At 39.8% G+C, this 14629-nt stretch carries 11 protein-coding genes; all 11 read right to left on the reverse strand.

Annotated elements, in window-relative coordinates; all coding sequences use genetic code 11:
- Window positions 1–54 precede the first annotated feature (54 nt).
- Window positions 55–1467: a flippase gene (locus T356_RS0106550; RefSeq protein ID WP_026513807.1), complete on the reverse strand. Its 1413-nt coding sequence runs from the start codon at window positions 1465–1467 to the stop codon at window positions 55–57.
- Window positions 1464–3191, reverse strand: a complete 1728-nt coding sequence (locus tag T356_RS0106555) for a hypothetical protein (RefSeq protein ID WP_155838982.1) — start codon at window positions 3189–3191, stop codon at window positions 1464–1466. Before T356_RS0106555 ends, T356_RS0106550 begins: the two co-directional genes overlap by 4 nt.
- A 33-nt stretch (window positions 3192–3224) precedes the next feature.
- On the reverse strand, window positions 3225–4040 hold the full coding sequence (locus T356_RS0106560) for a glycosyltransferase family 32 protein (protein ID WP_026513809.1): 816 nt from the start codon (window positions 4038–4040) through the stop codon (window positions 3225–3227).
- 5 nt (window positions 4041–4045) lie between these two features.
- Complete coding sequence (locus T356_RS0106565; RefSeq protein WP_026513810.1) at window positions 4046–5008, reverse strand: glycosyltransferase family 2 protein; 963 nt, start codon at window positions 5006–5008, stop codon at window positions 4046–4048.
- On the reverse strand, window positions 4998–5918 hold the full coding sequence (locus tag T356_RS0106570) for a glycosyltransferase (RefSeq protein ID WP_242846571.1): 921 nt from the start codon (window positions 5916–5918) through the stop codon (window positions 4998–5000). Before T356_RS0106570 ends, T356_RS0106565 begins: the two co-directional genes overlap by 11 nt.
- Window positions 5919–6227: 309 nt before the next feature.
- A complete protein-coding gene (locus T356_RS18640; protein ID WP_051563216.1) occupies window positions 6228–7451 on the reverse strand; it encodes an adenylosuccinate synthetase in 1224 nt (407 codons plus the stop codon).
- Window positions 7448–8326, reverse strand: a complete 879-nt coding sequence (locus tag T356_RS0106580) for a hypothetical protein (RefSeq protein ID WP_026513812.1) — start codon at window positions 8324–8326, stop codon at window positions 7448–7450. The genes T356_RS18640 and T356_RS0106580 overlap by 4 nt, the downstream gene beginning before the upstream one ends.
- 26 nt (window positions 8327–8352) lie before the next feature.
- Window positions 8353–9219 carry a hypothetical protein gene (locus T356_RS0106585; protein ID WP_026513813.1) on the reverse strand — a complete coding sequence of 289 codons (867 nt, stop codon included), beginning with the start codon at window positions 9217–9219 and terminating at the stop codon, window positions 8353–8355.
- A gap of 218 nt (window positions 9220–9437) precedes the next feature.
- The gene (locus T356_RS0106590) at window positions 9438–10277 is read right to left on the reverse strand and encodes a metallophosphoesterase (protein WP_026513814.1); all 840 of its coding nucleotides are present in this window, start codon (window positions 10275–10277) and stop codon (window positions 9438–9440) included.
- A gap of 35 nt (window positions 10278–10312) precedes the next feature.
- On the reverse strand, window positions 10313–11497 hold the full coding sequence (locus tag T356_RS0106595; protein WP_026513815.1) for a nucleotide sugar dehydrogenase: 1185 nt from the start codon (window positions 11495–11497) through the stop codon (window positions 10313–10315).
- Window positions 11498–11645: 148 nt separating this feature from the next.
- On the reverse strand, window positions 11646–14567 hold the full coding sequence (locus T356_RS0106600) for a glycosyl hydrolase 115 family protein (protein ID WP_026513816.1): 2922 nt from the start codon (window positions 14565–14567) through the stop codon (window positions 11646–11648).
- Window positions 14568–14629: the final 62 nt, after the last annotated feature.

The following is a 14629-nucleotide window of genomic DNA, read 5'->3' on the forward strand; positions in this document are numbered from 1 at the left end:
AGATTTTCCTATATTTCAAACTTTTTTCATATGTAACACAAAAGCAACAAATGTCTAACAGTTTACTCTTTTATCATCAGATGTCAGTAACCTAACATAACAAACGCCATAAATCGCCATAATTCCCACCCCAGAAAACAAAATTCCGGTAACTACATTTGCCATAAACCGATGAATAAGCGCTGTTGAAACAAAAATAAGTAAAGTACTGATCAAAATCTGAAATAAACTCTTCTGTGAAACCGATATATCAATCTTTCTTTTCACATAAATGAACTGAACAAGATTCACCATCATCTCGGAAAATGATGATGCTACAGCCGCTCCGACAGCCCCCCACCTCGGAATAAGAATACTGTTAAGTACCACATTCGAAATACATGCGATTGCATATGCCGGTATACGCTCTTTTTCCTTACCAATGCATATCATAAGCTGGTAGCATAGCAGGTTCCCATAGCTTTGGAAAAAAGCAATCGGGATCAGAAATAACAGGATATACTCTGTCCCTTTAAATGAATCGCCCCACAAAAAGACGATTATGTCGCCTGCAAAGAAAAACGAAATAATTATCATCGGGAAAACAATCACCGAGATATAGGTAATACCTTTGGATACCAGATGACAAAATTTCTTATAATCTTCCTTGTACAGCTTATTGAGCCTTGGGAAGAAAACATTTGAAACCGCCGTTGAAACGGTAACGATCATAAAGATAACCCTATGCGCCGTAGAATACAATCCGACAGCGGTATCTCCTTTCATCGCTCCCAGCATGGAAATATCAAGCTTACTGTAAAACAGCGACAACCATGTGCTTATCGCAAGCATAAGAAGCGGCATAAAATGCTTACGCAGTCCCGCCGTGGTAATTCTTACCTTTATGTGCTTCATAAGATTCCACAGATTGCAGATATAATTGAGCACCCCGACAAGTGCTATCCACAGAGCATAGATAACATAGTCATTCTCACTTTTTACAGTCAAAAAGATCATTATAAGGACCAGCGTTTTTACTATCACGCCTCTTTTAACTATATATCTGTAATCTTCAATTCCCTGATAGAACCAGTCCACATTAAAAAAGTTAAAAAGAATCTGAAGTCCAAATACCAGATAAATAGGATTGGTCGCATTTCCTCTAAGCAGATTTATGATCCCGTAACACAGAAGTGCCGACAAAGTCAGAAAGAAATTGATGGAAAAAAGCTCATTAAAAACGATTGCCACTCCGCTCTTCTTTGAATCGCCTTTATTTGCCTTGGAAATCTCACGGATACCATATACATCCATTCCGCTCGATGCGATCATTATAAAGTATGAGGCGTAGTTCTGTGCATATGTCACAGTTCCGACTCTTGTAGCCATCAGTACTCTTCCCGCATAAACACTTGCAACTATGGGAAAAAGAATATTAACCAAAGTATAAAAAACATTTAATATAGAGTTTTTTGTGATAGTACTCATTTTTTTATCTGCTCCAGGACTGATTTTTTTGTTTTGGCATCAGAAAAATAGATCACTTCATCATCACAGATAACGTAATAGAGATCGGTCTTTTTTATTCCATCAGTATCACGTGAGATCAATACAGAATTTTTCTCACCTTCATAATCCTCGTAATCCTTCACCGCGATCTTTGGATAACATAACTGAAGCGCATATTTCTGAATGTCATCATTACAATAAACATTAAAGTCATCAAGGAATGCGGTATTAAGCGTTCTTAGTCCGTCAACACTGTTATATACGCTCTCCCCCCACATCTTTGCGCCGTTCTGAATCTGATAAATATAATTATAAAAAGTCATAACAAGCAAAAAGACCATTGATACCGTCCGCCATTTGCCCTTTTTTCTGTTAAGCAGCCAAAAGAAAAAGAATACAGACAGACTAACTATGCTCACGATTGAAAGGTCATTTTGTGTGAGCATGGATTTAAAGCTTCCCTTATATTTTGAGGCAAAAGTCGCCCATAAATCCTGATTTGGAAGTGCACCTATATTACTGATAACAAACTGGCACAGTAACATATACAAAAAGACAATTATCGCCATCTGTTTCGTGTTGATGTCGCGTGTGCATGCAATCCCCCAAAATGCTATCGGGATCGCAAATGTAGAAATATATCTAAGGTAAAAGAAACCTTTTGAAAACTCCCCTGACATCATCGCGTTTCTGGCATCTTCATTCCAATAAAGTCCCGAAGCCGCCAACATTCCCATGAATAATATCAAAAGGAAAATAAGATTATAAAATTCAGCTTTTTTATCTTCTCTTTTCACCCTGTTAAACAGGAAAAACAAGATTGAAACAAGCCCGACCGCAAATATAATATTTGAAAACTGAATTATGGTAAACAATTCACCGAAGCACAAAAAAACAAATGACTTGATATAATCGATGATGCTTCCCGATTTTGCACCGGTAATAAGCTGATTCTTTAAACCCGTGGAAGAATTGGCAAGATCGGTAGTTCCCCAGACAGCTGTCTGAACATAAGAAACCAGCTTTTTGATCAGATAAGTTCCGATAACCATTCCGGCCAGATATGTCTTAGGGCACACAAGCCATCTTTTTTCCACGATCCTGTAGATAATGACAACAATAGACAACGCTATCCATATGATAACAGATCTCGTATGCATCAGCTGCAAAAAGACCACCATAAGATCCAGGCACAGCGTTCTTGCAATTCTGTGTTCATCACTTTTTATGAGCAGTGACATGATCAGAATGATTCCCCATATGAACAAAGGCATGACGGAATCGTTTTCCAATCTGCACGATGAGCAGAATGTAAGATAGGACATTATTATTCCCGCAAGTGCACAGAAATTGCGGTCTTTGTATTCAAAGAGATTGTAAGCTATGTAATAGACGATCACTGCCACAAGAGACTGAAATGCGGCAACTATCGCCCACATTATCTGAAACATAAGAAAAGGTGTGTTTCCGAACAATCTTATGATCGGAGTCATAAATAGTACAGAAAAGCCAAATCCATAATATGATGTATGCTTTATCACTCCGCTCCAATCATATCCCGCCAAATAAGAAGGTACAGCCAAAAAGCCAAGATCATCGTGTCCGCCGGTACTGGCCTTTATTCCCAGATTGATGATGATCCTGGGAATAAAACACACCAAAAAGCATGCCAAAACATAATAAGTATTTTTTCTTTTTCCCAAAGCTGTCATAACTTCCTTTTCAAATTTGTTTAATCACATATCCTTTGACCAGTTCCTCAATCTGATCCTGACATGATGAAGTGAAGCTCTTAATCCGTCTTCTTTAAACACGTAACCAGTCTCAAGTAAAAGCTTATAGACCAGACTTATTTTGTAACCATACATTTTATTTACTTCACGTACTTTTCGATTGATCTCCTTTTCACTTTCCGACAACCATGTTGAATCATAGTGATGTATACCCCTGGTATTCTCGGTAAATTCCCAATCTCCGGTAAGATAATCTATGGGGCAAAAATAGTCTTTGGGATATATGCTTATATCCTGTATCTTGAAGACGCTATCCGTATTTTTGTATTCATTCGGATTTTTTATAAGCACTTTGGTCACATGATCCACAACCGTTTTCTTATTAAACGTTCCGTCTTCGTATACAAAATGTATTGAATCATAATAATCCAAAACTTCTTTGTACACATCCATCCCCGGCAACGCACCCATTCCAAGCCCCGTTGCGACAACAAGTTTATCCTTACGCTCTCTGGCAAAAAAAGGTCCCTCTTCCACCAGGTCATCAATAGTATCTATCAGCTCCACATCGGTATCAAAATACAAACCGCCGTATTTATACAAGATAGAAAATCTTGCATAATCGCTGACAAAGGCCCAAAAGGAATTTTGATACGCTTCTTTTACATAGTCATTTGCGTTTATATCAAAATTATTTTCGTTCCACTCTTTTATTTCATAATCCGGACAGAACTCTTTCCAAGAGTCTATGCACTTGATAACGCTTTCAGGTTTTTCTTTTCCACCAAACCAGCAATAATGTATAACCTTAGGAATCATAATATTCACCTCAATGACATTTTATATACGAGTTTAAGCGGCTTTTTGCCGAACATACTAAGCGCGCAAAGCATCTTTTCTTTCTTTACGGCAGAATTATCTATGATAACTTTCGTTCTGTATTTCTTTATATAATTCCAGCAATATTCTTCATCTTCCCTGTACTTTGATGAATCATCTATGTGAGTTACTATATAAAAACACGCCCATACAAGTCTTGAGATCGCAGCATCCATAAGCTGTTGCCCGCTTTGTTTAACATGCTCGATCACCTGCTCTCCGTGCTTTATATAATCCATCATCTGATGAGAATATTTTTTCTTGGTAATACTTCCGGCTCTTTTAAGATAGTAATATAACCCGGCATCTGTATATGTGACAGCATCTGCCTCGGTAAAAAATCTATAGACGGTGTAATAGTCCTCAAAGAGTTCCTGTTCAGGAAAATAATGACTTTGAGCGATCTTACGCTTATATAATTTTGCACATGAAGACAGTGAAAAGCGCTTTTGAGACAGCATACCTTCAAGCGCCTCTTCAGCAGAAATCTCTATAGCGGCATTTTCAACATCTTTTGAAAGCGATAAATTCTCATATTCATTCTCGGAAACCACTTGCATTCCGCAAACGGAGATATCGGCTTCATGCTCAATAAGATTCTTGGCAAGTATCTCAAAATAACAAGGATGTATATAATCATCACCGTCGATATAGGCAATCGCATCTCCCTTTGCTATTTTGGTCCCTGTATTTCTGGCCTTTGAGAGACCTCCGTTTTCCTGATGAACAACTACTATCCTATCGTCTTTGACGGCATAGCGCTCGCATATCTCGCCGCTTTTATCAGTTGATCCGTCATCTACAAGAATTATTTCCAAATCCCTGTAAGTCTGACCGATTATTGTTTCAATTGCTTTTCCGACATATTTTTCAATATTATAAACAGGTACGATTACACTAATAAGCAATTTTACTTTGCTCGCTTTCGTTTTTATTTATATATTCAAGAAGCAATCTGCACATCTCATCGGAATCTCCCATGGTGACAAAACTATGCATTTCATCTTCCTTGAACAACTCTCTGTTTGCACTGCTGTTTCCAAGGATCATTTCCTTTTTCATCGCCTCATAGATATAAGCTTTTCCGGGGATTGTCCTGTCGGCTTTTGCTATGCTTCCATGGAAATGCCCCGCAAGGCACAGATCCGCATTTGCTATTCTTTCCGCAAGCTCCTCCTGAGAAAGCCAGTCAGTGTAACATACATTGGACTGAATCGGCTTTTTCAAAGATTCCGGAATGGGACCTATGATATCAAAAAAGATATCCTCTTCACCTTTAAGTTTTCTTATGGTATCAAGTACAACATCCACCCCTTGAAGCGGTAAGATACTGCCAAAATATAGGACCACAAACTTATCTTTAAGATCACCTGTTTTTACCTGCGGTCGGGGATAATAAATTTTTTCATCAGCTTCAAGATAAAGTGTCTCAACCTTTCCGGGAACAGCTCCAAGCTCTTCGATAAAAAATCCCGCTTGCGCCTTGGTATCCGTGATAATGTGATCCGCAAAGTGCAAAGTGATCTCGTCAAAGAATTTACAGATTTTGGAAACCATTCCGCCATCCCTGAACTTCTGCCTGTCGCAGATCATGGTGTCATAGACGGAAATAAAGAAATCAATAATAATACTTTTTTTACGGAAAAAAATCTTGAACACGGGAAGAACCAATTGTGGCGCAAACCCGATAAATACAACATTGCAATTATAGATCTTACCCTTATGAAAAAGACCTTTCACTTTTTCGATAACGATATTGCCATAGATTTCCAGCAGACGCAAAGGATAACTGTGCTTTGTGGAATAGATAAACTCCACAGATTCTGCATTTTTTTCTAATAAATTTTTTTCTTGGGAATTACGAATATAATCAATGTTTCTTGTAGTAATAAATAAAACCCGTTTCCCTTTTACCAAGTCACAAAACATAGCAAGTCCTTAAAGTCTTAAAATTATACTGCATAAAACGTCAAAACATATTCAAAACAGAATGATATAAAAAACAATCGTTATCCATTGTACTTCAAAAATATTTGGTTATCAACCAAATATTTTTGTAATGACAAAAAACTCCCGATGCATCCTTTTTTATGCACCGGGAGTTTCTCTAATCTATTCATATTCATATCATTTATACATATCTGTGCCAAACCTGCTGTGCGACGTATATACCCTCGTATATCCGTAATCTTCCAGCAGTGTTTTCATAAGATCTTTTGAATGAATATCACCATCCTGGAAATATACAATATCATTCGTTTCATCCAAATGTGTCAAAAGAACCGACACCATTGCGCCGCGCATACATTTCATATGCAGGACGCTTTTAACATCATCTCTTACAGGCCCGTCAAAGCTCTGAAAACTTTCATGTTTTGCATAACGTATACTGCCCTGCCACTCGTTATCCATGTTGGTACTGTCTTTGCCGACTCCCGGAAGTTCTTCCCTCTTAAGCTCATGCGGAAGCGGCCCGTTTCCGTGCCTTGTCACATAAGGCCTCGTAACATAGATAAATTCATTAAGAGGCATCTCTCTCTTTTCAAGAAACTGAGCAATATTGTGAAGCCCTGTCTTGGACGGCGTAAGGTGAGGCGCATAGATCGTATAGTCCTCATCAAGGAGAAGCCCCTGTCCCGTTTCGAATACTATCTGATCATACCGCGAAAGCCAGTCCTTACTTGCATCAACAAGCTTGATAGACCTTATGCCCTCTTTCAGATATTTCACATAGGTAAAAAGAACTCCGTCATCCGTGAGCATATCGTAATAGTCAGCCGGTTCACCGGGGTTATTCTTCTTGAACTTGGCTTTGAGTGCTTCTATATCCCTCTGCCCATATTCAATGCGGAATCTCTTAAGTCTTCGAAAAAGCTCTCCCGGATTAAGGTCTCTTACTTCCTCAAGTGTAAGAGAAAAGCCCTCCGACTGTCTCATCTTACATTCATTGATCCCCATTCCGCAGCTTCCGTGGCGCAAAGGCCCGCGCGCGGACTCAATGAACATATTTCGAAGCACATCATCAATAACCGTAATATGAGTATTTTTCTCAGCATATATTTCCGGTATGAATCCATATATATGCTCAAAGCTGCTAAGCTCCTCCGTAAGCTGATAGAGATCTACCATAAACGTGTCCGCAAGAAGTGTTGCCGCTCCATGCTCAGCCCCGGATCCGATCTGATGATGTATGAAGCGCTTTCCGTCTTCGCTCTCCACAGTATGCCCGGCCTGTCCACCGCCGTTATGCTTGACAATAAGAGTATTTTTTACATTCTTCGAAAGACTTGCACAAACAAGCCCTTTACCCTCATCGCCAAAATTTTTTCCAATAACGGCAACCGTTCTCATAACTGCAAACCACTATCCTGTAAAGAAATCTGATCAAGTGCCATACCGATAACAGGTCTGTCCAATTCTTCCCACTGTTCAAGAACCTCTTCGATCTGCTTTCCGTTCTGCATCTGGATTGTACTTATGATAATCTCAGGAATCTTAGCAATATCGGCTCTTCCGATATTAATTGTATGGCCGGGGAGAAGTACTTCATTTTCCCTGTTTCCCGTACCGATCATAATATGAAATACATAGAATTTTTTCTGAACTTCTCTAAGAACAGCTTCTCTGCTTCCGTATGCTGTTCTGTCCCCGATAACGCGTGCGATGGTATCGTCAACAGCTTCTTTTCTGATTGTTGCATTATCGCCTATAGTAAACAAAAAGCCTTTCTTATTTCTTTTGTTTACAGCATCAATATTGGTATGACGCGCAAGGAAATCCCACAGACAAGTAGGCGCAACATCGCCGTTTCCGCCATTCTCAAAATAAATATCGAGAAGCTGCTGCGCTATACGAATATCAGATTCAAACTGTGTAACCTGAAGAGGCGATCTGTCTCTGAAATCTCCGTATGCTGCACACATAAGTGCAGGATCTTCCACAGCACCTGTTGAATAGAGCTTTGTAATAAGCTCATTAAGAGCACCTGTTGCAACTTCTACAGCAAGATAGCCCATAGATCCCGTCACATCAAGACCAACTACAATAGGTGTCGTGTTTGGATGATCTTCAGAATCAAAGCACTCTCTTGTACCGATATATCTGGGATCATATTTCTGATCACAACAATTTCTTGTAAAGACTTCCTCTACACTCTGTCCTCTATCAAGCTTTCTGCTGTCTTTAAGCTTCTTCCAATCAGAAGCAGAATAACTTCCGTATCCCATTCTTTTCTCTCTCCTTTTATAACCTTTTACATCTTTTTAAATTTATGGCCGCCAAATCCCCTCTCAATGACGGTATCCCAATATTCAAAATCTTCGTATGCATCCCTTCTTGGCATGGAACGCAAAAACTCTGTCAGCTGCACAGGCTGTCCGTTTCCGCCCATGATCTTCCTGGCGGTATCTCTGATAAGCTTAAGATCCATATTTGATCTCTTCACTCCCACTTTCCTCCAGTCGCCAAAAAGCATTCCTTCATGTGTTACAGGATTTACAAACACACTGGACGTACTTATATCGCCGTGTGAAACGCCCGAATATTCAAGCGCACAGCACATATTTTCCATTCTCGAAATAACCCAGGCCAAATGATCTGCTTCATACGGAGCAAAAACTTCAGCCGGATAAAAATACGGCTTGCGCACAAATATGAGTGCCTCTTTGCCGTCTTTGAGCTTCGCACGCTGTTTCAAAACAGGAAAACATCTGTCAAGCTTCATATCCGCTTCGGGAAAAACAAGGCTATCGAGTCCCCACAAAAATAAATCTGCCTCTTCGCAATTATCAAATATATAAACAACATTTCTCATAGCCAGATAGCAAGTCATACGTGGATACTCATATTTATCCATATATGAGACCGTAAGATACTGGTCATTTTCCATTATATATTCAACTCTGCCCGACTCTTCCCAGAGCGTGTCACCGGAATAATCATTCTCCTTTTCCATTGCTCTTGCACTGTAATAAGTAACCATTTTCTTACGAAATTCGTTATTACCCTTAAGCTCCGAATCCGACATAAAAGCCCTGCTGCCGCAATACGGACATGTAAATCCTCCGGCATCGGATAACTTAAGCTGTGCACCGCAATTTCTGCACTTGTAAGTTATCATTTCACTACTCTTCCCCTTTCACATAGTACTAATCAATCAGTCTTATGCATTTGGTGCTACTTTCACCTCAATTGTTATTTCTAACCAAGAAACATTTTTGTAATAAAACATTAACATTTTATCACAAAGTCAAACTAATTTCAATCTCAGTAAATCTGTTTTTAAGTAAAAAAGCGCAGAAAAAAAGAGCCACAATATGTGACTCTTTCCACTGTCTTTTATCCAATATCTATGATCACCACTTCCGGATGATTAAAAAATCTCGGATATGGCATACGCTCTCTTGCCAGTCCTCTGCTGACGATCATCTCCGAACCGTTATCAAGATCGTACAATCCGTCGACATATGCAGGAAACAGGCCCTGATTCGGCGCAGCTACGCCTCTTTTTGTAAAAGGAATCCTCCACTGTCCGCCATGTGCATGCCCGCAAAGGATAAGATCAAAATCATAATTCTCGTAAGCTTCAACTTTCTCCGGTCTGTGAGATAAAAGAACCCTGTACTTCTCAGGACTGGATTCTCTATCCGCTCCGTCAAGCCGTTCCAGCCACTTCGACTCAGCCATATATGTCGGATCGTCAACTCCGCATATATCAATGTCGTTTCCGTTTATGTTTATATCTCTTGCATTTCCTTCAAGCACCGTCACGCCTTTTGACTTAAGAAACTCTTTAACTTCGTCTTCTTTTTTGCTCCAGAACTCATGATTTCCCGTAACATAAAAGCAAGGATATCTGTCCGCCACACCTTCGATGAAGATCCGTGCATTTTTCTGCCCAAGTCTGTCATCAAATATGTCGCCGGACATAAGAATCGCATCAGGCTTTTCCTTGTCGATCATCTTTATAAGCTGCGACTGATTTTTGCCATAATAGCAGGAATGAAGATCTGTGACGAGCGCAAATCTGATGGGATAATCAATCTTTCCTTCTCCGCTTATTGTGATATGCTCTGTCACAGGTATTTCATACCATACCGTCGCAGCGATCATTATTATGGCAATGACCGCAAGTATCTTTAGAATTCTTTTCTTATTATTCTTAAAAAAATCTTTCATAGTACTACAAACTCTTTTTCGGTGATAACTAAATCTTACTCATTCCCAAAAAGGTCTCTTGTATAAACCTTATCAACCACATCCTGAAGTTCAGGTGTTATCCTGTTTGCAATAATAAAGTCGCACTCTCGCTTGAACTCATCAAGATCACGAATAACCTTTGAATTAAAGAAGTTGTCTTCTTTAAGAGCGGGCTCATAAACAACACACTCGATACCGCGTGACTTGATTCTCTTCATGATTCCCTGAATCGCAGACTGTCTGAAATTATCGGAACCCGCCTTCATTGTAAGTCTGTAAACACCGACCTTCTTGGGATGAAGAGCCCATACTCTGTCCGCGATAAAATCTTTTCTCGTTCTGTTCGCATCAACGATCGCAGTAATGAGGTTATTCGGAACATCCTCATAGTTTGCAAGAAGCTGCTTGGTATCCTTGGGAAGGCAATATCCGCCGTATCCAAATGAAGGATTATTATAAAAGTCTCCGATTCTGGGATCAAGGCAAACACCGTCAATAATATTTCTTGTGTTAAGTCCTCTGACCTCAGCATATGTATCAAGTTCGTTAAAGAATGAAACTCTGAGTGCAAGGTAAGTATTGGCAAAAAGCTTAACAGACTCAGCCTCTGTCGTATTCATAAGAAGTGTGGGAATATCTTTTTTAAGAGCTCCCTGCTTAAGAAGTCCCATGAACAACTCAGCCTTGTCGGCCGCTTCCTCGGAATCGGTATCAAAACCTACAATTATTCTTGAAGGATAGAGATTATCGTAAAGCGCACGTCCCTCTCTCAAGAACTCCGGTGAAAAGAGAATGTGATCCGTTTCATACTCTTCCATTACCGACTCGGTATATCCAACCGGAATCGTTGATTTGATAACGATAAACGCATCCGGATTCTCTTTTCTCACCTTATCTATAACACTCTTAACCGATGAAGTGTCAAAATAATTAAGCTTCTCATCGTAATTAGTAGGTGTCGAAACAACAACAAACTCCGCATCTCTTGCAGCCTGTGCAAGATCGCAAGTTGCCGTGAGCCTGAGATTCCCTTTCTTAAGATATTCTTCAATCTCCTTATCAACTATCGGAGATATCCCTGAATTGATCATATCAACTTTCTCAGGGATAATATCCACTGCTACCACATCATTGTACTGCGCAAGAAGAACTGACATCGCAAGCCCAACATATCCTGTACCAACTACAGCTATCTTCATCGTATTCACCTCTGAACTCCCAGTATTTTTATATAACCTCTTTAATAAAGCGCACGCGCTTCTGAACCATTTTAATAAAAAACGTCTGCTAAAGCAAATAATATGACTTCTAAAATAAAATTACAGAAATCCGCACCTGCTACGGATTTCAGAATTTAAATGTCTCCTTAGGTCCTAAATATGACGGCATAGGCTCCTCACCTGCTTTATGTATAACCAGCTTCTGAACAACAAAGTTTGGATCTACCGCATAAACATTGATATCATTGATGCCTTTTCTAAGTTTCAGTTCAGCTTCCACAACCCTCTTGTTTTCTGTAACAACAAGTGACCAGTATGGATTACCGTCGCCAACAGCAAAATCAGGCTCGATCATATTTATTTTATTTATCTCTCCGTCATTTGCGCTGATTCCAAAGAAAATCACATTATCCCTTGAATACGGGTTGCTCGGATTGACATAAAGCTTAACTTTGTAATCACCCTCTGAAGGAACCTGTACTTTATAAGATAGCCCCGGATATTCCTTTTTGTCTTTTCCAAAAATAATATCCTGCGGATATGCCTTAACCGCATCAAGGCCTCTGCTGTAATCTTCTATAACTTCAAATCCGCCTTCGGCTGAATCAGTCTTATTTGTATAGTTCACAGCATCAATCGATATGTAATTCATAAGTTCAAGCTTGCCGGGCCATGTTCTCTTATGAAGAGGCGCATCTATCATCTTCTCATTCATGTCAAGAGTTCTTCCAAGCCAGTAGAAGGTTCCGTCAGCTTTTTTGCCGCATCCGATGTCGGACAAAGTATTTACAGGAAGCTTGATCACTACATTTCCGTCAGAGCAGTGAATACATATTTCGGGAGTCATATCGCCCTTTTTGTACTTTTCCCTGTTAAGTCTAACCTTTAAGATCTTGATCGTATTAGGCGCAACAACGCCCTTTTCCTCTGATATAGCAAAGAACTCATTGGGATTTTCAACTTCGTAGCTGCAATCAACTCTTCCCGCAGTTGAAAGTATAAGTTCCGCCTCATCCTTTGAAGGATCAAGGAACGCATCTACAGCACCCACATGTCCTGTCCAGAACTTTCCTTCCGTATAGAAGTCAGAGCCCTTTACCGAAACTATCAGTCTTTCTTTGTTCGCAGGTTCAAAAGTATGAACTACCGGATACTTGCAGCCTTCTTCGCACCAGTCATTAAATCCAATGTGCTCTGAAAGTCCCATTCCGTACCACATTCCATCTTCGATAGTATGAAGTTCATCCACAATCTTTCTGTCATATTCGATACATTCATTTATTTTCTTGGCAAGAGTCATGGCATAAGTACTTCCCTGCTCCGCAAAAGCATGGTTCAAAGTTGTAAGAAGCCACATCTTCTGAACATTGAGATTTGCAGTAAGAGGAAGCCATATAAGTTCATAGAAAACAAATCTCGTATTGCCTTCGAGCTTATTTAAAAGCGTATCGGCGTCCGACATGAGCTTTTCAATTTTTTCGAGCATATCAAATGTCTCGTTATAAGCAAAAGGCGCATAGACTTTATCATTCATCGCCTCAGTTCTTCTGCTTGCCGTTATCCTTGTATATCCCTCAAGAAGCTCCGCGCACTTATCCATATCAGCAGCAGAAAGCTTGCCATCAAAGTTCTGCTTAACTATAAGCTTTGTATATTCTTTGGCACTGTTTGGATTGGAAGTACCAAAGCGGTCGAAATCATAAGCCAGATCAAGGAAGTATCCCAGAGGATATTCGTTACTGAAGATATCACCGACATTTACGATCCAGAGGTCTCTTATACCAAAGTCATAAGCTGTCGTCATCTGTTCCCAGACTTTGGAAAGATGTGATGTATTAAACCACTCAAATGACACCGGAAGACCATGATAATCAAAATGATAGTACATTCCGTATCCGCCCTTGTGGTTTCTCATCTCTTCTGTAGGAACGGTCCTTAAATTTCCATGATTATCATCACAGAGCATAAGTGTTACGCCCTCAAGTTCAGGATCATCCATGAGACCTTTAGTATTCTCATCTCCGTAGAAATAAGGCTCTACTTCCTTATAAAGCGCAAGCATTCTCGGAACTTCATCGAGATTCTCATTTACATTTTCCTTTATAAGTCTGTTCTGAGTTGAAAGAACTTTCCTTAAAAGATCGATATTATCTTTTAAAGTAGCCTCTTCTCCCATGATTGCAGTGTCAGCTTCGCCTCTCATACCGACGGTGATCACATTCTCAAATTTTCCGCTTCTCTTAAGACCGTCTTCCCAAAAACGTGTTATACCTTCCTCGTTGGTAAGGAAATTCCATGCATCGCCATATATAGAATCCTTGCCTCTAAGGTACTTATACTCTTCTCCCTGTCTCAAGCAAGGTTCATGATGGCTCATTCCCATTACCACACCGAGTTCATCAGCAAGTATCGCATTCTCAAGTCCCGGACCGTCATTAGGGAATATTGCAGACCACATAGCAGGCCACATATAATTGCCCTTAAGTCTTAACAGCAGTTCAAAAACATGTTCATATACTTTTGCATTAAAACCGCCGAATCTCTTATTGCAGAAATTTCCGAAAGCCGGCCATTCATCATTGATAAAAAAGCCTCTAAACTTAACGGATGGCTCTTTAGAGATCATGCAATAATCGGATGGAATTGTGAATTCATCCATTTTAGCAGGCTTTACATCAAGCCAATCAATAAAAGGCGATACCCCAAGCATCTCAGAAAGCTTAAACATTCCGTAGATTGCTCCACGTTTGTCACTTCCTACGATAACAAGAGACTCGCCAACAACTGTAATCTTATAGACCTCTCTTTTTCCTTCAATATCAGATGTATCAACGCCAAGCCCTGCTATAAGCGCATCACTGACAGTTCCTACATATATAGGGCTTTCTGAAGCCTTTTCCTCATGTACTTGGGGCGCACTTCCAAAAACCGCCTCCATGTCACCTGAAATTTTCGCAGCAATCTTCTTGATGCCGCTCAATGCATCTTTATCGTAAGTGATCGCATTTCCACCATTTTCAATCTTAGCCTTTGAAATAATAAAATCCATAATCATTACATCCTTTTTGTCAACTTACTATTGTTTTCCATAGGAGGCCGTACCTCTAAGCA

It is taken from the genome of Butyrivibrio sp. LB2008, from assembly GCF_000621565.1.
In the GTDB taxonomy this organism is placed as follows: Bacteria; Bacillota; Clostridia; order Lachnospirales; family Lachnospiraceae; genus Butyrivibrio.